Here is a 25,242-nt window from a genome sequence, read left to right as displayed (position 1 = left end):
TCTTTTGAAAGAAAACGCTAACCAACTTGCGCGACTGATCGATGCGATCAGAGAGTGCGAGACAGTTCGTCGGGTCGGACGGGTGGAGCAGTTTTATGGTTCGGTGCTGGAATGCGCTGGTCCCGACGCCTTTTTGGGCGAAGTATGCGAGGTCTTTTCACCTGGACAGTTAACGTCAATAGCCGCAGAAGTGGTCGGATTTCGTCATGGTCGCGTTCTGTTGATGCCATTAGGTCGCGTCACTGGCATTCATGTGGGGAGTGAAGTAGTGGCGACTGGCTTACCAGCCAGCGTTACTGTCAATGATGGCATGTTAGGTAAGGTGGTGAATGCTTTCGGTACGCCACTTGATGGAGGAGTCCTGTCGAGCCCGGGGAAGAGCTATCCGCTTTATCGAGAGCCGATTAACCCCATGGAAAGAGCACCCTGCGATGAGCCGTTGAACTTGGGTGTTAGGGTTATTGACGCATTCTGTGCAATGGCCAAAGGTCAGCGAGTGGGTATATTTGCTGGTAGCGGTGTAGGTAAAAGCACCCTGCTGGGCATGATCGCCAAGCAATGCGACGCCGAGGTGAATGTCATCGCGCTGATAGGCGAACGGGGTAGAGAAGTCAGTGAGTTTATCCAGGATAACCTGGGTTCTGATGGTTTGAAGAAAAGCGTTGTTGTTGCGGCGACTGCGGACGAACCTGCATTGGTGCGCGTTCATGCTGCATTTGTCGCGACAGCTATTGCTGAATACTTCAAAGACAAAGGCAAGCACGTCATGCTGTATATGGATTCAATTACCCGGCTGGCGACTGCGCAACGTGAAATAGGCCTTGCGATTGGGGAGCCTCCCACATCAAGAGGTTATACGCCCTCAACTTTCTCCTTGTTGCCAAGGTTGACGGAGCGAGCGGGAATATTCAAAAGCGGCGGCTCTATCTCTGCGTTGTATACAGTATTGGTTGAAGGCGATGATTTTAATGAGCCGGTTTCGGATACAGTACGGTCCATCTTGGATGGTCATATCATGCTCAAGCGGCAGCTGGCTCATCAAGGGATATTTCCCGCCATTGATATTCGCGAAAGCATGAGTCGTCTTTTCCCGCGTGTTACAGGAAAAGAGCAGCAAATGGCCGTGAGAGAGCTGATCCGCCTTGAGAGTCTATATCAGGAGTCAAAGGAGCTGATTGAATTAGGGGCGTATAAACAGGGCGGAGATCCTGAAATAGACCAGGCTATCCGGGTACATAAAGCCCTCAACAAGTTCATCTCTCAGTCTGAAGGCGAAAGCGGGTCGAATAGGGATATTGTCACCGCCTTGAAGCAAGTTTTATCAGGAAAGTAATTAATTGGACTTTCCCCATTAAGCTAAGGGAATAATCAAGGGTGCTTATGAAGATGTCGAAGCGCGAGCGAGCAATCAGCATAATCAATAGCCAAAATAAGCTGGAAATGATTCAAACCCGCCAGGAGTTTATCAGCATTGACAATGCTTTGAGTGAGCTCAGTAAGTCCAGAAAAAAATTGCTGGGCCGGATTCATTCACAGGAATCAGAGTTCAGGGCAATGCAACAACCTGGAGCGCTGTTGGATCTGCACCGATTTATTGAAATTGGAGCTTGGCTAAGTTCGGCTGGGGAGGATCTGAAAGCGCTTGACATGAGCATTGACGACATGGAGTCCGCTTTGCGGACGCAACTTGAAAAGCTGGCGCGACTTGAGGCGGCTCAAGAGGTGATTAAACAGAAGTTGTTGGATGAGCGCGCTTTAAAATGGGCGGAGTTGGAAAGTCGGGCAGAGCGCGATTTATCCGAGTTAACCAATGCTAAAAACGCACAATCCATGGAGTTGTCATATGGAGCTTAATGCCGGAATAGTCGAGAAGCTTTTAAGTGACTGGAAAGATAAGTCCAGCGGCAACGGGGCGGATATAAAAGCTAAATGGTTGTCCACATTGGAAGCGGATATCGATTTGACGCCTGACGATGGCTCACATGCGAAAACTGCAATGAAAGGGGAGGCGAATATAGCCCCGATGTCGAATGAGTCAGTGCCGCCAAGCATAAGCCAGCTTCACTCAGGCCTTGCAAAAGAGGCGATTGCGCCAGCGTCTTGGGCTACAAGTACTTCCATTATCAGTCATGCACCTGTTATGCAGCTCCCAGTCGACAGGGGGGATACAGGGATTAGGGCCAAGACTGCTGAAATAGTGACGGGTATGAGACAACTACCCAATCTGGACGAGCGACAAAGCGCTGGCAGGGAAAATCGGTTAGTGATGGCGCGCGCTAAGGAGTACGTCTCCCAATTGCTGGGAGAACTCTATCCCGCAACCAATATCCATATCACTAAAAACGGAGAAAAGCTGGTGGTATGGATAAGGGATTACAAACAACAGCATAAACAAGCGTTACTGGATTTGAGCAAAGTGATTGTAGAGACGCTTGGGTGCGATGAAGATCAGCTCAGCTTTATGTTTAACGGTAAACCGCTTCATGAAGACAAGGACAGCTTGTCAGCGGTGACGGCTAGAAACACTTTTAATCAGGAATAAGTTGTATGGCGATAGATTCTATAGCGCGAGTGAGCGCCGAAGCTGGCGGGTTAAAGCAGAACACGGTAGGAATTGAAGATTTCCTGCAAATATTCCTGACTCAGTTAACCTTTCAGGACCCGCTGGAGCCAGTGGATAACAGAGAGTTTATCGCTCAGTTGGCGCAGTTCTCTTCATTGGAAACGGCGACCAGAACAAATGAGAACATCGAAGGGCTGTTGGATGTGCAGTCTGTTGCTCAAACAGTCGGCTTGATAGGGAAAACAGTTCAAGTGAATGATGATCAGGGATTTGCTGTCGGCAAAGTCTCAACCATTACCTTTAATAATGGAAAGCCCGAAATAACCCTGGTTCAGGAAGATGGGACTCCCATTGTGGGAATCAGTCCCTCCAGAATTTCCCTGGTGCGTGAATAGGAAGGTGCGTTTATGAGCATGAGTTCAATATATTCCAGTTTGAGCGGGATGCTGGGGTTTTCAAAGGGGTTGGAAAATTCAAGCAATAATGTGTCAAATCTGAATACGCCTGGATTCAAAGGAAGGGACGTATTCTTTCAAGAGTTGAATCCATACAGCGATGGACAGGGCTCTCATTATGACGGTGTCAAAGTAAACGGTAGCGGGATACGGTTCAGCGCTGGCGATCTTACGACGACTGGCAACAACACTGACCTTGCGATTGATGGAGCCGGCTTTTTTATTTTACGGGGAGAAGGGGAAAATCTGTACACCAGAGCAGGCCAGTTTCGTCTGGATAATGATGGTTATCTCGTTGACCAAAACTCCAATCGTCGAGTCGCTGCTTTAACCGGGGGGAATAAGCTGTCGGACCTGAACATAAAAGCGAATATGTTCACAGAAGCGTCCGCTACGACTAAGGCCACCATAAAAGGAAACATCGACGCGGGGACTTCTGAGGGTGGTGTTGTCAGTGCTGGCTCGGATACTCCGCTAACTATTGACGTTATTGATAACCAGGGGGTTAAGCGTAACGTTCGTGTCTCCTTCGTCAAGAAATTTGGCTCGCAATGGGCGATGCAGCTGAAGGATCAACAAGGCAATTTTGTCGCGCCTGAGACTATTGTCTCTTTTGGCGCTGATGGCTCGATTCGCGCTGAAGACGCCAATCTTTCAATAAATTATCTACCTTTTTCAGTATTGAGTGCGGAAAAAGCCAAGGACGTTTTCAAGCAAGATGGCGAATACGCCTTTACAGATGGTGACTTCACTTCTGCTCCTGCGTTGGTCTTCAACCTAGATGATGAAGTTTTATTTATGGCCAGAAACAATGAAGGGGGCGAGCCGGACTATATTAATGGCGGCGAGTTTTCTTTTGACGTTGACGGTAATTTGGTTGTCACCGGCAGTGACAAGCGAGTAGCTGGAGTTAACTCCGAGGGAGTAATTGCGGACTTTAGTCTTAAAGATCTGAAAGAGAATCCTGCGAAGCCTACCGCTAAAGTGCAGGCGTTTGGCAACTTGAATCCCGAACTTGCTGATTTCGCCAACTTTCCGGCGGAAGGAGAGGACCCGATTTCCTTTGAAGTCATGCAAAGCAACGGGGAAAAGCTGCAGATCAACATGGAGTTTACTAAGCAAGCAGCGAACGTATGGAATGTAACGCTGAGAGATACAGAGGGCGAATTAGTGTCTGGCCCTTATTCGCTCAATTTTGACTCTAACGGAATCTTGGCGGCGGAAAGTAGAACTTTTTCTGCATCAATACCGGACAGTGACGATACCGCGCTTAGTGTGGAACTAAAACTTTATGAGTCGGATAGTAAGAGCCTGACGCAGAAAGTCGATGTGACTGACGGCGTATCTCCCGTGGCTGATGGTAAAGAAAAAGGCTTGTTAGAAAAGGTGACCTTCGACGAAAAAGGCGTAGCGCACCTTTCCTATTCAAATGGCAATACTGCTGAAGGGCCGAGAATCGCCTTGGTTGATAGGGGAACAGAAGCCTCCGCCAATTTTGACTTGTCCTTAAGCGGACTGACGTCTTTAAGTGGCGTCAACTCAGTTGAAGTTTCTGATGTTGATGGCTTTGAGGCAGGTCGGGTGACGGAGTTTTCGTTTCAGGAAGACGGCGTCATCGCATTCAAATATTCCAATGGACAAGAAAAAACGGGCCCTCAAGTGGCGATGGCCAATTTCTTGAATGTTAATGCCCTGACTTCAGAAGGCGGTTCTTTATTCAGTGCTGGCGAAGACGCTGGAATAACTGTCGGCGCAGCTAACTCCGGCGGATTTGGAAAAGTAAAAGGCGAGAGCATAGAACTTTCCAACGTAGAGCTTTCCAGAGAGTTTGCGGAAATTATCATTATCCAGCGTGGATATCAGGCCAGCTCTCAGGTTATGAACGTCTCCAATGAGATGATAGAGAACTTATACAACAGCGTAAGGGGACGGTAATGCCGGTCAGGCCTTATAGCCTTTGGGGCGCTTCATTATTGAAGCGGATAGAAGCGGAAGTGGTTGCATGCGCTAAAGCCTGGTACGGAGAGTGGGTAGGAGAGGATGTTGCTGTCAATGTGAGTCTGGCGCAGAGTCAGGATATCGACAGTCAGCTGCTTCAGCGTGCGACATCCGCTGGCGAGCAATCATTGAGCATACCTGGCGTGTTCGTGTTGCAAGCAGATCATGGTGAGTGGTCCTCTCTTTTACTGAAAGAAAAGTTGGTCGACGAAGATGTCAGCCATAAGCTGGTTGCCAGACTCGTCAATCAGGCGCTAAGTGAGCTGGCGGAGTCCTGGGGAGCGGCGGACCCAGTCGAAATGGAATCCTTGGCGTATGCGCAAGAGTATGCGTCTGGTTGGATTCAAGTGAGCATAGCGTGGCCTTCCGCCAGCATCGTTCTATTATGGTCTCCAAAGGTGGTCGAAAAGCATTTCCCAGCTGGCGCGGAGTTTAATAGGGGCGCCCTGAAGCCTCTAGAATCACTATTGCGTTCTTGCGGGGAACTATCGGCGAAGCTGTCTGTACGGCTGAACTCAGTGGAGCTCACTATTAACGAAGTGACGAGTCTACAGGCCGGGGACGTTATTAAACTGGACCATAAATTAACTGAACCTGCGCTGGTGTTTACTCAAGACGGCGCATTACGTTTTAGAGCCAGCCTGGGTGAGTGCGAAGGTCGTAAATCAGTTAAGTTTTTGAATATTAAGGGTTGATATTAATGTCTCAAGAAAAAGACGTGAAAGAAACTAATTCTGACGCGATTGTGGAAGAAGTTATTCTGGAGCCAATGAACGAGGGCGGCGCTGGCGATAAGCTTAAAAGCGACCCATTGGATCTGGTTAAAAACGTGAAGGTGACACTGGATGTATATCTCGGCGACGCCAATCTGACCGTTGCTGAGCTGACAGCGCTGACGAGTGAATCCGTGGTAAAGATGAATAAACAGCTGAATGATCCAATTGAGTTGTTGCTGGATGGTAAAGTCGTCGCTAGAGGAAAGCTGGTGGCGGTCGATGATGTGTTCGGTATTCAGATCACTGAGACCAGTCGTTAAAAATGCGACGCTTGATTTCTATATATTGCCTTTTGGCGGCGATAGGATTTACGCCTCCATCTGCACTGGGGGCGTCTCCCGAAGGGTTGGACGATGCTACTGCTTTTTCACTGGTGACGGAGGCGGCAGCGAGTTCTGCGACAACAGTGGAGAATCCGTCCCGTAGCGCTGAACCGGCTTCAGTAAATAAAGGCGTTCAAGGAGGAATTGAAACAGTTCCTCTCAATGAGTTGCCTTTCAAAGACAAAGGCGGTCAACCCTCTCATGAGTTTAGTGGCGTTTATACGCTACTGCTTTTTATTCTAGTTTTACTCGCCCTGGCTTTATGGGGCGTGCGTCGCTTACTTGCAAAAAAAGGCGCGCTCCCTGTTCAGGCTGGGCAGATACGATATATCGAAACCAAGCGTTTAAACGCTAAAACTCAGGCCTACTTGGTGGAAGTTGAAGGACGAAAAGTGCTGATTGTTGATAACGGACAAAGCGTTGCAATGCAGACATTGACCTTGCCTGCAACGAGCGAAGAAAAAAGAGAGCAAGGTAGTGATTAGGTATTTATTGCCTTTATTGGGATTACTTTTATTTCCATCATTGAGCTGGGCGGACGCGTCTACGGCTTCATTTGGCGTTGACTTATCCGGACTGGATAAGTCATCTCCTGATGAAGTCGCCAGCGCGCTTCAAGTCTTAGCGGTTTTGACCGTACTAAGTTTGGCCCCAGCATTGTTAATCGCCCTGACGTCGTTTACTCGCATAGTCATTGTGCTTTCCATGCTGCGATATGCGTTTGGTATGCAACAAACGCCGCCTAATACCGTGATTATTGCGCTTTCTCTATTTTTGACTCTTTTTACGATGGCGCCTGTGTTCAATAAGATTGACCAGCAGGCGGTGCAGCCTTATTTGGCTGGAGAGCTTGTTTTTACGGAAGCCGTGAACGCGGGGTTGGCGCCGATGCGGGAGTTTATGGTCAGGCAAACCAGGGAGAAAGACCTCGCTCTTGCCATTGAAATGGCCGGAGAAGAGTCGCCGGAAACATTAAACGATATCTCCAATACGTCGCTTATAACGGCGTTTATGCTCAGCGAACTGCAAACGGCTTTTCAAATTGGATTTGTCATTTTCCTGCCGTTTTTATTGATTGATCTGGTTTCAGCCAGTGTGCTGATGTCAATGGGGATGATAATGGTGCCGCCATTGACAATATCGCTACCCGTTAAAATTCTAATGTTTGTGCTTATTGAAGGTTGGACTCTGGTGGCTCAGGCATTAGTTGGAAGTTTTAATTAAGGAGTTGGATATGAGTGACTTAATGGATAACCTGGATTCGGAAGAGCTATTTTATCTTGGTCTGCAGGCCAGCGGTAAAGGCGATCATGAAAAGGCCATTCTGCTTTTTAAACGGTCTATTTCATTGGACTGTAATGCTCGAAATACATACTTGTTAGCGGCCGAGTACGCGGAAATCGGTATGTACGAGCGGGCATATGAAACAATGCAGAAAGCGGTGGATCTGGACCCGCAGCTCTGGACCGCCCACTTTCAGGCGGGGCTGATTAAGTTTTCGGTAGGAGATACGGAAACTGCTCGGGAAGCTTGGTCAAAATTGGATGCGCTGCCCGAGAGTAATCCGTTGCGAGTTTTTAAAAACGGTATTATTCAGTGTCTGGATGGAGACCTTGAGAGTGGCGAAACATTGATTCTGCAAGGCTTGGAGGTTAATAACTCCAATCCTGCTCTCAATGAAGATATGAAGAGGCTGCTTGAGCTTCTAAAAGCAAATCACGGGGAGCAAACACCGCAACACACTCGTAAAGATGAGAATGTTACAGCGGAAGATAGCCTCAACCACTTATTTTTATCGGCGTATAAGAACAAGACTAAACAATAATGTTGCTTTGTACGCTTGGACATAAGTATTGCAGTTTGGCGCAGTTCTCTGCGCCTCTGTTGGTTTCTATTTTGGGTTTAGGCCGCTGACGACAGGCGCAAAGTCTGCCGTCAGCGGCTTTTTTATGCGTTAAAAAAGTCAGTCGAAGTATTTCAGGAGTCATCGAATGGTTGCGGTCGTTTCAGGGGAAGGTCTGGGATTGTTTGGCGCGTCCTTGTCAGGCGCGGGCGCGGGGTTATCGCAAGCGGGCGTCGGGCAGAGCGGCGAGCGGGTCTACGTCAATGCGGCCACGGGCAACCTGGTGTTGCAGCGCCGCGATGAACTGCTGTTAGGCGCGGGGCGCGACGCCAGTCTGATCCGCACCTACAACAGCCAGGGCCGCTTCACCGACGACAACGGCGACAACTTCTACTTCAGCTTCAACCAGCGTCTGGAATTCAACGGCGGCAATCTGAACAAAGCCGGCAGTCTGATCACGCGGATCGCCGGCGACGGCAGCCGCACGGACTATCATTATGACGAGAGCCGCGGGCTGTATGTCTCCAGCGTCGGCGAAGGGGCCCACGACACCCTGGAGTTCCGCGGCGGCACCGGTTCTGACGCGTTCCTGTGGACGGAAGGCGAGAGCGGCGCGCAGGAAGTGTACAGCTGGCAGGGCAAACTGAGCGCGCTGGCCCATCGCGACGAACCGGGACGAGTGACCATCAGCCGCAGCGCGGCCGCAACGACCCTGACGACGGCGTCGGGGGAGAAACTGGAGATTCAGTACGACGGCGCCGGCCGGGCGGTGCTGGTGAAGACGGTGGGCGCGGACGGCGCGCAACGCAACCAGACCTATTACGGCTATGACGCCCAGGGCCGTCTGACGACGGTGACGGTGGACCTGACCCCGGCGGACAACAGCATCGGCGACGGCCGCACCTTCGTGACGCGTTACAGCTACGACGGCGACAGCAAACGGGTGGCGAAGATGCAGGCCAGCGACGGCGTGTCGGTGAGCTTCCAGTACCAGGACATCGGCGGCGAATACCGGGTGACCCGGGTGACCCAGGGCGACGGCGCGGACGCTATCGTCACCACTTACGCCTACGATCTGGCGCAGCGCACCGCGACGGTGACGCGGGTGCTGGACCCCGTGACGCTGAGCGGCCTGCAGACGGTGCTGCGCTACGACGAGCGCACGCGTCTGGTGGAAATGCGTCTGCCGCAGCAGGACGGAACCCAGAGCGTGCGCCGCTACGCCTACGACGCCGACGACAATCTCATCCAAAGCACGGACGCCGACGGCCACAGCGAGACCTACCGCTACGACGCCATGGGCAATCTGCTGACCCATACCGACCGTTTGGGGGGCGCCACCGACTACACCTATAACGCCCACAACCAGACCCTGACGGAGACCACGGACGGCGCCACCCAGCGCTACGTTTACGACAGCGCGCACCGTTTGCGTTACCGCGTGGACGCCGAGGGCGGGGTCACCGAATTCCGCTACAACCACCTGGGCCAGCTGACGGCGACCCAGGGGTACCTGGCGCGCTACGACCTGAGCGGCCTGAGTTCCAATCAAGCGCTGAGCGAAGGACCTCTTAATACGTGGGCGCCCGGCGCCCGGGCGCAGGGAACCAGCCTCACGGAATACGCCTACGACTTCCGCGGCCAGCTGAGCCGTCAGACCCGCTACAGCAAGACTGACGCCACGGGCGCGGGAATCGGCGCGGCGACGACGCACTTTATCTACGACGCGGAAGGACGCCTGCTGAAACAGGTCAACCCCGAGCAGGCGGCGCCGACGGAGAACGCGGGAACCGCCCCGGAGAGCCTGGGCCATCGCACGGGAGAAACGCTGTACGTCTACGACGGCCTGGGCCGGCTGCTGTCGGTGAAGGACGCGCTGGGCGCGGTGACCACGCAGACCGAATACCAGGGCGCGACCATCCTGAGCCGCGACGCGGCGGGTCTGCAAAGCGTGAAGACATACAACAGCGCCGGCGCGCTGATCGACGTGGTGGAGCGCGACGCCGGCGGCGCCCAGCTGGGCAAGGCGCAACAGTACTACGACGCCCAGGGCCGGGTGATCCGCAGTGTGGACGCGCAGGGCGCGCAGACCCGCTACGTCTATGACGGCCAGGACCGGGTGCGTTTTGAAATCGACGCCCTGGGCTACGTCACGGAGAACCGCTATGACGCCCTGGGCCGGGTGACGCAAACGCGTCGCTACGAGGCCGCCTATGGCGGCGCCGACGTGAACCTGACGGCGCTGGAAACGTTCGCCGCGGGCCAGAGCGCGATCACGACGCGACGCTTCTATGACGCGGCGGGCCAGATGCGTTTCGAAATCGACGCCCAGGGTTATGTCACCGGCTACGAGTACGACGGACAAGGGCGCGTTGCGAAGAAGACCCGCTACGACAAGGCGGCGGACCTGAACGCCGCCAACCTGGCGTCGCTGGCGGCGCATGCGCCGAGCTGGCGCGGCGATGGCGTCGTGCAGATCGACGCGGGACGGATTATCAAGACCGCCGCCACCGGACTCAGCGGAGGCCGGGCGGTGGCGAACGAAACGCTGCGACAAGGCCGCGGCGCGCTGGAGTTTACCGTGGCGGCGCTGCCGACCGGGGCTTCCCTGGGCGCGGTGGGCTTCAACAAGAACCCGGAGACCGTTCTGACCGGAAACGATTATCTGAATGAAGTGGACCTGGGCGTTTTCATCCGCGACCCGGACGGGGCGGGTTCGCAGGGCCACAGCCTGATGATCCAGGTGAACGGCGTGCGCACGGAGCCAACCTCGGCGACGCCGATTCAGGTCGGCGACCGCCTGCGCATCGAAATGCGGGGCGCGGACGCGCGCATCCTGCTTCAGCGTCCTGGCCAGCACGGCTTCACATTGATACAGACCCTGACGGGCGTGGTGGATGCGAACGCGAATTACACGGCGCAAACCAACCTGTACGGCGCCGGCGCGGCCATTGAGGGCGTGGCGCTCAGCGGCGATGCGGACTACCACAGCGCGGGCGTCTCCACCCGCTACGTCTATGACGCCAAGGGCCAGGCGCGCTTTGAGGTGGACGCGCAAGGCTACGTCACGGAGAACCGCTACGACGCCCTGGGTCGGGTAACCGAAAAACTCAGCTACAGCCACGCCTACACGGGCGGCGTTTTCACTGAAAGCGCCTTGCAGACGTTCGCGAACGGCGAAGCCCCGGCTTCTCACTCTCGTTTGGTGTATGACGCGAGAGGTCAGGTGCGCTTTGAGGTCGACGCCCTGGGTTACGTCACGGAATTCGAGTACGACGCGCAAGGGCGGGTGGTTAACAAGAGCCGCTATGAGCAGCCGATTGACGTCGCCACGGCGGATTTGGCGTCGCGCCTGCCTCAGTTACTGAATTGGGGAGCGGATGCGGAAGTGTCCCTGCAGGGAGGCCGCCTGACGCGAACCGGACCGGCGAGTCTGACCGCCGGGCGCGCGATCGCGGGGAGTGGCCTGACGGGCGGCGAAGGCGTCCTGGAATTCACCGTAGACCAACTGGTCAACGGGCAATCCCTGGGCGTGGTGGGCTTTAACCTGAACCCGGAAGAACGGTTGTCGGGGAACGACTACTTTAAGGAAATCGACCTGGGCGTGTTTATCCGCGACCGGGACGGCGCGGCGGCGGAGAAGCACAGCGTTCTGATTCAATACAAGGGGACGCAGATCGCGCCGCCGACGATGCAGTTCGTGGAGGCGGGAGACCGTTTCCGGATTGAGCTGAAGGATGGCGACGCCCGCATCCTGTTGCAACGCAAGGGACAGGATAAGTACGTCCTGATTCATACCTTGGAAGATGCGGTGGACGCCACGCAGACCTATGTGGCGCAGGCGAACCTGTACGCGCAGGGCGCGGCGATCGGCGACGTCTGGATGAGCGGAACAGCGACGCAGAACAGCGAGCGCAGCCGCGAACGTGTGGTTTACGACGCCAAAGGCCAGGCGCGCTTCACCATTGACGCTTTGGGGCAGGTGACGGAGAACCGTTACGACGCCCTCGGTCGTGTCACGGAAACATCGCGTCATGAGGTGACGGTGGATGTAAACCGGGCGTGGAGCGAATCGGAGCTGGTGGTGGCGTTGGGACAGGTGATCTGGACGGACGTGTCCAGTCGCCTGGAAGTGAACGGCAGCGGCGTAAAGAGTCTGGCGAGCCTGAGCGACTGGACGGAAGGCGCGCGCTCGGCGCAGGTGATCCGGGGCGAGGGCTATGTGGAGTTCAGCGCTGCGCCGCCGCAGCAGCGGGTAATCGTCGGTCTGAACAGCGCGGACACGATGAAGTCGTATCAGGACATTGACTACGGACTGCTGTTCAACATCAGCGGAGAAATCCAGATCCGGGAAGAAGGGGTCTGGAAGCAGAACCTGGAGGGGGTGACGCAGCACCCGGACAACCGTTATCGCATTGTGATGAAAGACGGGCGCGTGCATTACTACGTGCGACCGGCGGGGCAGAGCGAGTATCAGGAAGCGTATGTGTCAGAGCGCCTGCCGGAGGCGGATAAGGCGTATTTTGTGGATGCCTCCTTCTTTGACGCCGGCGCGGAGCTACGCAATGTGGCGCTGACGCCGGAGGGGATCAAGACGCGCTACGTCTACGACGCCAAAGGCCAGGTGCGCTTCACCCTTGACGTCCTGGGCCAGGTGACGGAGAACCGTTACGACGCCCTGGGTGGGGTAACCGAAAAACTCAGCTACAGCCATGCTTATACGGGCGGCGTCTTCACTGAAAGCGCCTTGCAGACGTTCGCGAACGGCGCAACTCCGGCTTCCCATTCTCGTTTGGTCTATGACGCCAGAGGCCAGGTGCGCTTTGAGGTCGACGCCCTGGGGTACGTCACGGAATTCGAGTATGACGCGCAAGGGCGGGCGGTTAACAAGAGCCGCTATGAGCAGCCGATTGACGTCGCCACGGCGGATCTGGCGTCGCGCCTGCCTCAGTTACTGAATTGGGGAGCGGATGCGGAGGTGTCCCTGCAGGGAGGGCGCCTGACGCGAACCGGACCGGCGAGTTTGACCGCCGGCCGCGCGGTTGCGGGGAGCGGCCTCAGTGGTGGCGAAGGCGTCCTGGAATTCACCGTAGACCAACTGGTCAACGGGCAATCCCTGGGCGTGGTGGGCTTCAACCTGAACCCGGAAGAACGGTTGTCGGGGAACGACTACTTTAAGGAAATCGACCTGGGCGTGTTTATTCGCGACCGGGACGGCGCGGCGGCGGAGAAACACAGCGTTCTGATTCAATACAAGGGGACGCAGATCGCGCCGGCGACGATGCAGTTCGTGGAGGCGGGAGACCGTTTCCGGATTGAGCTGAAGGACGGCGACGCGCGCATCCTGCTGCAACGCAAGGGGCAGGATAACTACGTCCTGATTCATACCCTGAAGGATGCGGTAGACGCGTCGCAGACTTATGTGGCGCAGGCGAACCTGTACGCGCAGGGCTCGGCGATTGGCGACGTCTGGATGAGCGGAACAGCGACGCAGAACAGCGAGCGCAGCCGTGAGCGATTGGTCTACGACGTTAAAGGCCAGGCGCGCTTTACCATTGACGCTTTGGGGCAGGTGACGGAGAACCGTTACGACGCCCTCGGTCGTGTCACGGAAACATCGCGTCATGAGGTGACGGTGGATGTAAACCGGGCGTGGAGCGAGTCGGAGCTGGTGGTGGCGCTGGGACAGGTGATCTGGACGGATGTGTCCAGTCGTCTGGAAGTGAACGGCAGCGGCGTAAAGAGTCTGGCGAGCCTGAGCGACTGGACGGAAGGCGCGCGCTCGGCGCAGGTGATCCGGGGCGAGGGCTATGTGGAGTTCAGCGCTGCGCCGCCGCAGCAGCGGGTAATCGTCGGTCTGAACAGCGCGGACACGATGAAGTCGTATCAGGACATTGACTACGGACTGCTGTTCAACAGCAGCGGAGAAATCCAGATCCGGGAAGAAGGGGTCTGGAAGCAGAACCTGGAGGGGGTGACGCAGCACCCGGACAACCGTTATCGCATCGTGATGAAAAACGGGCGCGTGCATTACTACGTGCGACAGGCGGGGCAGAGCGAGTATCAGGAAGCGTATGTGTCAGAGCGCCTGCCGGAGGCGGATAAGGCGTATTTTGTGGATGCCTCCTTCCATGACGCCGGCGCGGAGCTACGCAATGTGGCGCTGACGCCGGAGGGGATCAAGACGCGCTACGTCTATGACGCCAAAGGCCAGGCGCGCTTCACCCTTGACGCCCTGGGCCAGGTGACGGAGAACCGTTACGACGCCCTGGGACAGGTGGCGGAAAAACTCAGCTATGACCGCGCCTACGTCGGCCCGGATTTTAGCGAAGCGGCGCTGACCCAGTTCGCCAACGCACAAAGTCAGCCGCGCAGCGGGTGCCTGGTGTATGACGCCAAAGGCCAGGCGCGGTTTGAGATCGACGCGCTGGGCCATGTGACGGAGCGGGAATACGACGCGGCGGGGCGGGTGACGGCGACGCACAAATACCTCAACCCCTTATCGCTGGCGGGCCTTGTTTACGACGAAGCCGGAATAGAGAGTAAGCTGTCCGCCGCCGGTGGTAGACACACGCAGCGCACGGTGTACGACGCGCGCGGTCTGGCGCGCTTCAGCCTGAACGCCCTGGGGCAGGTGACGGAGACCCGTTACGATGCGGCGGGCAGAGCGACGCAGACGCTGCGCTATGAGACCGCCTACAGCGGCGCCGATTACAGTGAGGCGGCGCTGGCGCAGTTCGTCGCGGGCGAGACCCGGGCGCAACATGCCTACATGGTGTACGACAGCCTGGGTCAGGCGCGCTTCAAGCTGGACCACCAGGGCCATATCACCGAACTGGAATACGATCACAACGGTCAGGTGACGCGCACGCTGAGTTACGTCGCGGCCTATGACCTGAGCCAGCCGCTGACGGCGGCGGCGCTGGAAACTTATGTGCAAGGCCACGCTTCAGCCGGGGACCGGGTGGAGCAGGTCTTCTACGACGCCCGCGGCCTGGAAATCTACCGGATAGACGCTGGCGGACGCCTCACCGCACAGGAATATGACCACGCAGGCCGTCTGACCCACCGCGTGCGCTACGCCGCCAGCCTGAATCTCGGGACCGCCGCGACCCTGACGCAAGTGACGCAGGCGGCGGACGCCCATCGCAGCGTGGCGGCGAACCAGCACAGCCGTCTGGTCTACGACGCCCTGGGACGTCTGCGCTACAGCCTGGACGGCGAGAATTACGTCTCGGAAACCCTGTACAACGGACAGGGGCAGGTGACGGAAGAACGCCGTTACGCCGCCCCCTGGACCCAGGCGGCGACCCTGAGCGCCCTGACGGGGCTGCACCCGGACGCCGAGACCCGCATCACCCGCTACGCCTATGACGACGCCGGCCGCAAGATCAGCCAGTCGCAGCGGCTGATGACCGGCGGCGCGGAGACCTGGATTACTGAAAGCTACGCCTACGACGCCCACGGCAACCGCACGGCGGTGACCGACGCGCGGGGCAACGTCACCAGCTTCGCCTACGATGCGGACAACCGCCTGATCGCCAAGCTGACGCCGAAAGACGCTATCGACGATGCGGACATCAGCGCCAGCGCGCGCAAAGGCGCGGTGACGCGCTACCAGTACGACGGCTTCGACAACCTGATCCAGGAAAGCCAGTACGTCACCGAAGTATCGATCCATGAACGCACGGCGGCGGATTACGCCACGGCGAACGTCCCGGCCAATAACGATCCGGTCAGCGGAGACCGGCATACCCGCTACGAATACGACGCGCTCAACCGTCAGGAGCGCATCCGCACGCCGGAGCTGAATGGCGTCTCCACACTGACGCGCAAGGAATACGACCGCTACGGCAACGTCACGGCCTTGATCGAAGCGGAAGGCTCCGCTCTGGAGCGCACCACGCGTTACGAATTCGACGACCTGAACCGGGTGGTGAAAGAAACCAAAGCGTTCGGCACGGCGAACGCCAGCAGCACGGGCTATGTTTACGACGCCTTCGGCCAGGTGGAGCGGGTGATCGATCCGCGCGCCTACGAGATTCTCGACAGTCAAAGCGACTGGGCCAAAGGGGAGCGGGCGCGGTTGCGCCTGCTGGCGGAAAACTATCAGGCCAACCCTGCGGGACTGTGGCAGTCTCAGCAGGCGCAGTGGCTAAAGGACAATGCGTTATTGCTGAGCTTCCTGAGCCGGGAGCACCTGCCGGAGGGCGAGCACCGGGCGTTGCTGCTGCAGATTTACAGCAAATCGCAGACGTTCGACGCGCGGGGCCTGAAAACCTCGGAAACCAACGGCGAAGGCTATACGACGCACACGCAATACGACGCGTTCGGCAACATCACCTCGGTGACCGACCCGAACGGCGCCACCGGCTACTTCTTCTATGACGCCCTCAACCGCCAGACGCTGCAGGTCAGCGCCGGCGGCGCGGCGAAGGACTTCACCTACAACGCGGCGGGACAGGTGATCGCCCAGCGCAGCTGGGCCAACCGGATCAACGCGGCGTCCCTGGCGGGCAAAACCGAGGCGCAGGCGCGGGCGATGCTGACGGTGGACGCGGCGCATGACCAGTTCACCCGCAGCGACTTCGACAGCCTGGGCCGACTGAAGACGCAGACGGCGCAAGCGACGTCTGCGCAACAGGTCAGTGAAAGCTACAGCTATGACGCGCAGGGCAACCGGATCAGCTGGACCGACCGTGGCGGCCATGTTTACGCCTACCGTTACGACGCGCAGGGACGCCTGCTGGAGACCATCAAACCCAGCGTGCGGGTGACCTTCAACGCCGATGCGAGCCTGACGGGAGAGCGGCGTCTGAGCGACCGCAACAGTTACGACGCACTGGGCAACCGCATTCGCGTGGTGGAAGGCGGCTATCGCGATGCGGACGGCTCCTACAAAACCATCAGCGGGCAGACGCGCGCGACGGAATACGTTTACGACAAACTGAACCGGGAAGTTCAGGTGTGGTCGGACCTCATCGACATCGGCTTCGCCAACGACGCGGGCGAGATCCGACGCTATAACCGGGTGCGGCAGGTGACCCAGCGCGAATACGACGCCTTGGGCAACCAACTGAAAGAGACCGTGCAGGCGTTTCAGGTGGACGGCGCCAACCGGCCCACCACGGCGGTGGGCGCGCAGCGCACGCAACTGTTCGAATACGATAACCTGAGTCGGGTGAAGGCGGCGGTGGACGCGGCCGGCGGCGTGACCGCCTACGACTACGACCCCAGCGGCAACCGCATCCTGGAGCGACGTTACGGCGAGGCCTTGAGCAATCCCGGCAATGCCGCGCTGGCGGCGTTGCTGAGCAAAGATACGGACGATTACCGGGAACTGCGTTACACATTCGACCTGAACAACCGCCAGGTGGAGACACGCACCCGGGGCGAGACCCACTTTGATCTGGCGCTGAGCAATCAGCAACTGGCGGCGCTGACCCAGGGCGAAAGCGCAGTGAGCAAGGGCTTCTACAGCTCCGCGTACAGCCAGGAGGAGGTGGTGACGCAAACGCTCTACAACCGTAACGGCGACGTGATCGCGGAGCGGGACGGTCGCGGCGGCGTGACGCGTCACTTCTATACGGCGCAGGGCGACCTGCAGGCGACGCTGGCGGCGGGCGTCACGGATTACCAGCGCGAAGGGGGAGCGGTGACGGTGACCCGTCGTCACGCCCTGACGCAATGGACGACGGACGCGCTGGGCCAGATCCGGGAGCAGGTCCAGTACGCCTATGAGGCGAAAAACCCGGCAGAAACGGCGACCCTGGCGGAGCTGCTGGCGAACGTGGCGGCGCAGCGGGCGGCGGCGGAGAGCGACGCGGCGAAGCTGGCCGGGCGCGACCTGGCGGACCTGGCGGACCTGAGCGACGCGGAAGTGGCGCAGAAACTGGTGCGGGGCGACCGCAGACAGACATACGACTATGACCGCCTGGGACGCCGCATCACGGAAACCGTGCACGGGGTGGAGGACTACCAGTTCGTGAACGGGGCGCCAAAGAAGACCACGGCGAGCAGCCGCAGCACCCGCTACGACTACGACAACCTGAACCGCCTGCAACGCACGATTGCGCCGGGAGAAGGCGCGGAGACGCTGCGCACGCTGGAGACGACCTACGACGCCCTGGGCCGCAAGACGACGGAGAAAGGACAGAGCTTTACGGACTACAAAGGCCGTATGGCGCGCGCGACCGTGACCTATGGTTATGACGCGTTAGGACGTCAGGTGACGCAGACGCGAGTGGCGCTGGAGGCGGGCGCCAACCAGACCACCCGCACGCTGGTGAACGCGCTGGGCTTTGCGGTGGCGGACATTGACGCCAGCAGCGCGCGGACGGATTACGCGACGGACGCGTTCGGCGCGGTGGCGGAGAAAAGCTGGAGCCAGCGGCAGGCGGAAGGCGGGAGCCAGAGCTATTGGAACCGTTACTGGTATGACGGCGCCGGCCGTGAAATCAAGCGCGTGGACACCACCGGCCTGAGCCACGAGACGCGTTATAACGGCTACGGCGACATCACGGCGAAAGGCATGAACGGGCAATATCAGGAGCAGTTCAAGTACGACCGCCTGGGCCGCCTGTTCAGCACCAACAAGGAAACCGGCGCGCCGCAGCTTTACCTGTACGACAAGAACGGCAACGCCTCGGCGGAGTTCATTCTGGTGGACGACCTGAAGGACGCGTCAGGCAAGGCGATCGACCTGGCGACGCTGACGTCGCCGGAACAGGTGAAGGCCCTGGGCGTACTGCAGACGCAAATGAAAGTCAGCGTGTATGACGAACGCAACCGCCATACGGACACCTTTGAGGCGCCCCATGATTATAGCCAGTTGGAAGCGGATATTTTAAAAAGTAACGAGTCGATCACGGATTGGAAATCCGATGCCGATTGGCAATTGGGCGTCGGCGATGTCGAAAAGATACGTTTTGAAGACAGCGTAGGGCCTGCAGTGACAGGCGCAGACTCTGCAATTAATACTTCTTTGACGCAGCCGCCTCACACTGAAGAAGTTACTGTCAGTGGCGGCAAGCCAGGACCGGTCACGCAAAAAAGTAATGTCACTGACCTCGGCGCTAATTTGAGCGGACTCATGGGACACCTGGGCATCAGTCCTGAGGCGTGGAGCAAGTCGGGCTCGTCTTATGGCGCAATCACCCTAAATGCCGCGACCAATAGCTACGCCAGTGCATGGAAGGGTGAGGGGCCGTTAGAGAAAGTAAATGGCGCGTTTGAAAAAACGATTATTCGGATTTGGAATCGTAATGAGAACGGGATTACTTATATCTATCGGGATGTAGAAACACAGCGGTATATTCTGACCTCGAATACAGAAGTCGGTGCGGAGCAAATCGTTTCCATCAACGTGGCGGATGAAGACGGCTACCAGGTAAATACGATAAAAACCCGCGATGGTGAAATTAAAGTAACAGGCTATCGAACCTCCAATCACGATGCAGGCAGGTTCAGATTAGAAAACCAGGTTGAGACGCGTTATAGCGACTTAAGTTCTGTGGGGCCTGGAATTATCCAGGCGGTTAAGCAGTCAAAAATTACAATTGATGCGAAAGAAGTTATTCGTGGAGGGCATCCTGGAGGGCAGGGAAGCTTCAGTTTCAAAGTGAATATACCTGAAGAGCTCGGGAAGCTTGGTATGCCGGTAAGGGTTACATTCTATGATCAATATAATCGTGCATTTGATGGAAAATGGGATCCATTGACGCCTGAAATGATGCCTGAATTTCGTTCGACTGCTTACTGGAGGACAAATGATGATCATGAGAAAAATAGCGATTGGGACTCATATAAATATAAATTTAAGGTCACTATTCCTAGCCTTTCCGGCGAAGAAATATTCTATACAAATTATATTACTAACAGAGGGGATAATCACGGCACGTTCAATAAGAGCCTTTCTGGCCTGACAAACAAAGCATTTTTGATTATTGAAGATGCTAATCCTTATGTTGAAAGGCTAACAGGAAGTATTGGTGGTGTAGACTTATCTACTGCCCAACGCTTAGGTAACAATCGATTTTTGGTTCGTCTCAGCAATGGACAATATGATTTGTCTTATGCTACATGGGATTCCACAAGGAAGCTGAATGAGGTTAAAACGTTCATTAACTTAACCGATATGAAGACGGTTAGAAATACGAATATTTATTTTAAAGCGCTAAAGACGACGACTCATAGACAACTAGTCTATAAGGCTACCGCCACACCTACGAGCTCAAATCAAAACGCTTTAGAACCACTCGTCCAGGAAAATGATCAGCAGCAGCGTATTTTCCAGAGCTACAGGACGATGTGGACGTTGGGTGGTCAGACTACTTATCAAATCCATCGCCAGCAGCGTTACAACGCCTTTGGCGAAGTGGTGCAGGAAGTGGATGGCCGGGGGAACGCGACCCATCTGGCGTATGACGCACAAGGCCGTCTGACTCATAAAATCGATCCTAAGGTAGAAGTGAGTCAGGATCACGCCGTCAATGGCGTCTTAAAGTCGCTGAATGCCCACCCTATCACTCGTTATTTCTATGATGCCTCAGGGAATTTGGTGGCCAATCAGGATGCGAACAGTTATCTGGCGGAAAAGAAAGCAGGCTATTCCATCAGTAACAACGCCGCCTTCTATCGGGGCCAGACTTATTCGGCGGGCATGGTTGCAAGCGAAACCAATGCGCTGGGGCACGGCAAAACCTACCGGTATGACCAGCTTGGCAATAAACGCCTGGTGATTGATGAGCTGGATCAATATCACAGCTTTGTGTATGACAGCGTGGGCAGGCTAACGGAAGTCAGACGTTTCGAAAACCTGGCGAAGTACAATGCTGGCGATAGTTATACCTCTGACAAGTACTCTTATGATGAGCTTGGCAACAGAGTGACGCATACCAATGCACGAGGTCATGTTGAAAAATATGTCTACGACGGCGAAGGGCGCATCGTTAAACATATTGGGTTTAATGACGGAAGCCAGGGAGGCGGGGCTAATGAGACCTCATACGAATATCGCTATGTCAGTAGCATTGGCGGCATAGGCGGTTATAAAAAGGTCACGACAAACGGCTTGTCCACAGAAACTGACGCCAACTATAAAACGACGTCTAACCTGACTGATGAGACGGATTACTTTGGCCGGATTCGCACTCACCAGGACTTGGGTGGGCATCAGTTTGTATATGAATATAATCGGGCGGGCTGGCTGCAGAGACAGAGCACCTCAAACAGCGCTTATACCTATACGGACGGGGATATTCCTGCAGAACTGCTGTCGGATGACTCGCATCCCACGAGAGGGTTGCAGGATATTCAATATGAATACTACGCGAATGGCCGCGTGCGTCGTATCAGCGACAAAGGCGCGGGGAGTTATTCGGAGTTCAAGTATGATGCGAACGGGAATGTGGAAGAAGAAACCTACCGTCGTTCCCCCTTTACGGAACTGGATAGCATTGTTGGCGCTGGGCTGGAACAGAACTCGCTGCCATATCAAAACGTCAGAGCGACCTATGATGCGTTGAACCGCGTGGTCAGCATCCGCGATGACGACTACGACCTGACATACTCTTATGACGCTGTGGGTAATCGGCGCCATATGAAGTCCATCTATGACGACTATCTCATCACCGATAAGAATAAAGGCGAGGATATTAAGACCCAGGACTTCTATTACCTTTACGATAAGGAAAACCGCTTCATCGTAACGATGGGGGCGTTGAGCGCTGGGGCGACGCAAAGCATATATGCCGGCAATACGGGGCATGAAATTGGCTATGATCAGGGCGGACGCCGCATCATGGATAACAGCGCGTTACTGAACAAAGACGGCGCTCCTGTCGAGAGCCACCAGAAGTTTGAGTATGACGCTTATGGGCGAGTGCGCGCAGTCTGGTTGAAAGATGCGAGGCTTAATGGCAAGACCGGCGAAGGCGTGAGGGCGGATGGTTATGCACGGGTAGCGGTGCGTGAGACGGATGAGCTGGGGCGTACAACCACACATTCACAGTATTCTCATTACCTTGATGCCGCCGGAGCTGTAAAAGAGCGCTTGGAAAGTCTGCATCATTATGACTACAACGCTAATAATCAGGTGTTGAAGGACACAGCCTATAAAGACGCCTCTATGAGTGATAGCAGCCGTAAGTCCATTTTGACTTACACCTATCTGAATGATGGACAAACACTCAAACAAACGTTTTTTGATGATTTGGCAAATAATAAAGGAGATGTCACGACTACATATCACTATTTGGCGCGTGACCGCTGGGATAGCTATAAAGCCAGCAAGGTCACCGTATCCGCTTCTGTTGGCGCTGGCGCGTCCTATTACATCTATGATGCGAACGGCCACACTCGCTGGGTCTATGATCATCAGGATAAGCGGACTATTTCCTATGTTAACAATCAGCGCGGTCAGGCCATTCAGCGTAACGAAATAGACTGGAACAAAACCGGTCAGGAGAAATCCATCCGTCGTAAGTTCTACTATTTGGACGGCATTGTGCGTGGCGACATTGGCAACGATGGCGTTCCTTCAAGGACGGACTACGTTCAGCAGTTAGCTGAAAATGGCGACCACAGCGTTGTTGTCGGGCAGGAGTCGTACTCTGTTACCAGATATGCAGGGCGGGATGACAATCGCAGCCTGGTAGAGACCAGAACCAGGGATATCAAAAAGAAAGTAGGGTATTCCAGTTATTACAGAATGACGCCTGTGACTTCTGCGGACTTCGACCAGAACTTTCAGCCGATTAACTACGATTATCCCAGCAAGGCATCCTCTTTCTACGAGGTGAATCAAGGGGACAAACTGTCTTCGATCGCCGCCAGTATGTGGGGAGACGCGAGCCTGTGGTATCTGTTGGCGGACGCCAACGGCCTTTCCGGCGATCAGGACCTGAAAGCCGGTTTAAGTCTGGTGATCCCAAACGTGGTCACCAACATACACAATAACGCCAGCACATTCCGACCCTATGACCCGGGACTGGGCCTTGGCGACACGACGCCATCGTTGCCCGAGCCTCCGCCGCCTAAGAAAGGCAAATGTGGCGCTACCTTTATTGTCATGGTCATTGCTATCGCTGTTGCGGCAGTAATAGCGCCGTATGCGATTCAAGGAGCTGTCAGCTTATTTGGCGCTACCACTGGCGCAGTTGGAAGTGGCGTCACCTTAATAGCTGGTACAACAGGGATAGGCACACTGGGAGCGACTACGGGTATTGTTGCAGGCGCTAGCGGTTATGCTGCCGTCGCTGCAGGCGCATTTGTCAGTGGAGCGATAGGCAGCGCAGCATCTCAATGGGCGGCGAAAGAGTTGGGAGTTCAAGAGCACTTCTCTCTTCGTGGCGTATTAAGGTCAGGGCTTACTGCCGCTGCGACAGCGGGTGTCGCAGCGTATGCAAACACAGCTAAATGGGCGAAAGATTTACCTAAATGGGCTAAAAACGCGGCTACAGCCGTAACTGGCGTCGGGGCAAATTATCTCGCAGGCAAAGCCACAAAACTCCCCGCCACCTTCCGCTGGAGAGACGTCGCCACTAGCTTCGCCGCTAATTCACTGATGAGCGGAATTGGCATAGGGGATGAAAATGCGTTTTACAACCAAGGACTAAGCAGCTACGTCGATGGTTTTCTCCCAGGCAGTATTAGGAACAATGACATCGCCCGCAATGCCATCCAGGGCTTCACCGCCGGCGCAGTATCCGAAGCCGTTCGCGTAGCAGTCTATGACAGCGAAGACTATCGTCCTGACTATGTGGGGATGATCGCGGGGGTTGTTGGTAGTACGTTGGGGAGTTTGGCTGTCGATGGGCTGGCAGGGGCGGAAGGCCGGAAAGGCGCATGGCAAATAGCTACAAGTGAGACGGAGGGAGCTGCGGAAAGTTGTAGTGTTTACGGCCAAGGATACGGCTCTAGCGGAGCTGCTGGTGGTAATGTCGGATCGCTTCCAGGCTCTGTAATGGGGCTCTTTGATAGCTTTGGCAGCGGTTCAAATGGAATGAGAGGAGTCGGACCGTCACTCCGTATTATAACTGACGAGGAATTAGATCCTATCAATGCATATAAGCAAACGATGGCTGATGCAAATGTCGATCACTCAGTAAGAAAAATTGTAGATAGTTACTTTCTAGCTATGAATGCAGGCGATTCAGCTGAGATAGAGATAATATATAAAAGCTTGGAGCCTTATATTCCTGAGGAAGCAAAGCCTATGGCAGGTCTCGGCGTCGGTGCATTCCTCGCAGTTGGATCTATAACCTCAGACACGGTTGCAGATACTTTTAATACCGCTGAGATGGCGGTTAAGTTTGGTGTAGGCGCAATTGATTATGCCCTTTATGAAATCACAAAGGGAAATAGAGCCTTTCAAGAAGGAGCTAAGTCGTTTAGGAATGATTTTCAAGGGTTCATTGATTTTCTCAAAAATATAGATAGGCTACCTAAAGATGCTGCTCAAAAGTATAAAGACACCTTTGATAAAGCGGATGGGTACTGGGCTGAAAAGGACTATGTTGGCGCTGGAAGGTATTATACTGAAGGTGCTGTAGGAGCTGTTTTGCTTGGGGCGAGCGTGGGAACGTTTATTAAGACCCTTCCCAAAGGCGTAATATATGTTGAGTCAAAGAGTGAAATCCCTCTCTCTCAACGTGGTTCTGGAAAATATCAGCTTGGCGGGCAAAAGCGGGATTATGTTGTTGTTTTAAACAAAATTACAGATATCGCTAACTTAAATAGAAGCCCTATAACCAGCAATTCGTTAGTGGTAGACAACAATATAACTAGTGCTATATTAAAGCGGGAAAATGGTGTGGATATATCAGCTCTTAATAAAGCGGAAAGAAATTCACTGCTTTTCTTGGATAGTAAACTAAATGCTGATATTAGATTAACAGATACTGGTGCATCGGAAGCTCTAGATAGTTTTTCAAACTTGGGGTCCTTAAATAAAGGAATAGAACTTACTGTTAGTAGAGACAGTCCTGAATTTCAGCAAATGCTGGATACTTTGAAAAATCTTAAAGGTCCTAATGGCGACCCTTTACCAGTTGGCCGCAATAAAGGAGCGAAAGATCAGATGATTGTGGCTGAAGCATTTTTCGCTAGAGGAGGACAAGCTACCTTGGTGACGGCGGATCAAGGTGTATTTAGCCCATTAGCGGTTTTGGCCGGACACAATCCGGCAAAGCTAGGAGTATCTGTTCCTAATGCATTCCCAAATGGCTTTAATGTAACTGTTAATGGAAAGAGTATTCTGGTACTACCTATAAAAGGAAAATAG

At 55.2% G+C, this 25,242-nt stretch carries 11 protein-coding genes; all 11 read left to right on the top strand.

Annotation, left to right across the window (positions count from 1 at the left end; all coding sequences use genetic code 11):
- Positions 1 to 4: 4 nt before the first annotated feature.
- The 11 genes from HCH_RS18195 to HCH_RS18145 all read left to right on the top strand — a co-directional run bounded on the left by HCH_RS18195 (position 5) and on the right by HCH_RS18145 (position 25,242).
- The gene (locus HCH_RS18195) at positions 5 to 1,333 is read left to right on the top strand and encodes a FliI/YscN family ATPase (protein WP_083769791.1); all 1,329 of its coding nucleotides are present in this window, start codon (positions 5 to 7) and stop codon (positions 1,331 to 1,333) included.
- Between the two features lie 47 nt (positions 1,334 to 1,380).
- Entirely contained in the window at positions 1,381 to 1,854 is a 474-nt protein-coding gene (locus HCH_RS18190) for a hypothetical protein (RefSeq protein WP_041598776.1), read from the top strand.
- Positions 1,844 to 2,542 carry a hypothetical protein gene (locus HCH_RS18185; protein ID WP_011397853.1) on the top strand — a complete coding sequence of 233 codons (699 nt, stop codon included), beginning with the start codon at positions 1,844 to 1,846 and terminating at the stop codon, positions 2,540 to 2,542. The genes HCH_RS18190 and HCH_RS18185 overlap by 11 nt, the downstream gene beginning before the upstream one ends.
- A gap of 5 nt (positions 2,543 to 2,547) precedes the next feature.
- On the top strand, positions 2,548 to 2,958 hold the full coding sequence (locus tag HCH_RS18180; RefSeq protein WP_011397852.1) for a flagellar hook capping FlgD N-terminal domain-containing protein: 411 nt from the start codon (positions 2,548 to 2,550) through the stop codon (positions 2,956 to 2,958).
- A gap of 12 nt (positions 2,959 to 2,970) precedes the next feature.
- The gene (gene flgF / locus HCH_RS18175; RefSeq protein ID WP_011397851.1) at positions 2,971 to 4,953 is read left to right on the top strand and encodes a flagellar basal-body rod protein FlgF; all 1,983 of its coding nucleotides are present in this window, start codon (positions 2,971 to 2,973) and stop codon (positions 4,951 to 4,953) included.
- Positions 4,953 to 5,711 carry a flagellar motor switch protein FliM gene (locus tag HCH_RS18170; RefSeq protein WP_011397850.1) on the top strand — a complete coding sequence of 253 codons (759 nt, stop codon included), beginning with the start codon at positions 4,953 to 4,955 and terminating at the stop codon, positions 5,709 to 5,711. Before flgF ends, HCH_RS18170 begins: the two co-directional genes overlap by 1 nt.
- 5 nt (positions 5,712 to 5,716) lie before the next feature.
- Positions 5,717 to 6,052 (top strand): FliM/FliN family flagellar motor switch protein, encoded by a 336-nt coding sequence (locus tag HCH_RS18165; protein ID WP_011397849.1) that lies wholly within the window; start codon positions 5,717 to 5,719, stop codon positions 6,050 to 6,052.
- Positions 6,053 to 6,138: 86 nt separating this feature from the next.
- Positions 6,139 to 6,600: a flagellar biosynthetic protein FliO gene (locus tag HCH_RS18160; RefSeq protein ID WP_158304972.1), complete on the top strand. Its 462-nt coding sequence runs from the start codon at positions 6,139 to 6,141 to the stop codon at positions 6,598 to 6,600.
- Positions 6,593 to 7,339, top strand: coding sequence for a flagellar type III secretion system pore protein FliP (gene fliP, locus HCH_RS18155; RefSeq protein WP_041598774.1), 747 nt, complete (start codon positions 6,593 to 6,595; stop codon positions 7,337 to 7,339). Before HCH_RS18160 ends, fliP begins: the two co-directional genes overlap by 8 nt.
- A gap of 10 nt (positions 7,340 to 7,349) precedes the next feature.
- Positions 7,350 to 7,940 (top strand): tetratricopeptide repeat protein, encoded by a 591-nt coding sequence (locus tag HCH_RS18150; RefSeq protein ID WP_011397846.1) that lies wholly within the window; start codon positions 7,350 to 7,352, stop codon positions 7,938 to 7,940.
- 166 nt (positions 7,941 to 8,106) lie between these two features.
- Positions 8,107 to 25,242 carry a LysM peptidoglycan-binding domain-containing protein gene (locus HCH_RS18145; protein WP_011397844.1) on the top strand — a complete coding sequence of 5,712 codons (17,136 nt, stop codon included), beginning with the start codon at positions 8,107 to 8,109 and terminating at the stop codon, positions 25,240 to 25,242.

Origin of the sequence: Hahella chejuensis KCTC 2396 (assembly GCF_000012985.1) — a bacterium.
In the GTDB taxonomy this organism is placed as follows: domain Bacteria; phylum Pseudomonadota; class Gammaproteobacteria; order Pseudomonadales; family Oleiphilaceae; genus Hahella; species Hahella chejuensis.
The sequence above is the reverse complement of the archived record's forward strand: the minus strand, read 5'-3'. Positions and strand labels throughout refer to the sequence as shown.

What these genes read in the sequence shown, in the direction of transcription:
- HCH_RS18190 (WP_041598776.1), top strand. Translation starts at nt 1,381, where the DNA reads ATGAAGATGTCGAAGCGCGAGCGAGCAATCAGCATAATCAATAGCCAA.
- HCH_RS18185 (WP_011397853.1), top strand. Translation starts at nt 1,844, where the DNA reads ATGGAGCTTAATGCCGGAATAGTCGAGAAGCTTTTAAGTGACTGGAAA.
- HCH_RS18180 (WP_011397852.1), top strand. Translation starts at nt 2,548, where the DNA reads ATGGCGATAGATTCTATAGCGCGAGTGAGCGCCGAAGCTGGCGGGTTA.
- flgF (WP_011397851.1), top strand. Translation starts at nt 2,971, where the DNA reads ATGAGCATGAGTTCAATATATTCCAGTTTGAGCGGGATGCTGGGGTTT.
- HCH_RS18170 (WP_011397850.1), top strand. Translation starts at nt 4,953, where the DNA reads ATGCCGGTCAGGCCTTATAGCCTTTGGGGCGCTTCATTATTGAAGCGG.
- HCH_RS18165 (WP_011397849.1), top strand. Translation starts at nt 5,717, where the DNA reads ATGTCTCAAGAAAAAGACGTGAAAGAAACTAATTCTGACGCGATTGTG.
- HCH_RS18150 (WP_011397846.1), top strand. Translation starts at nt 7,350, where the DNA reads ATGAGTGACTTAATGGATAACCTGGATTCGGAAGAGCTATTTTATCTT.
- HCH_RS18145 (WP_011397844.1), top strand. Translation starts at nt 8,107, where the DNA reads ATGGTTGCGGTCGTTTCAGGGGAAGGTCTGGGATTGTTTGGCGCGTCC.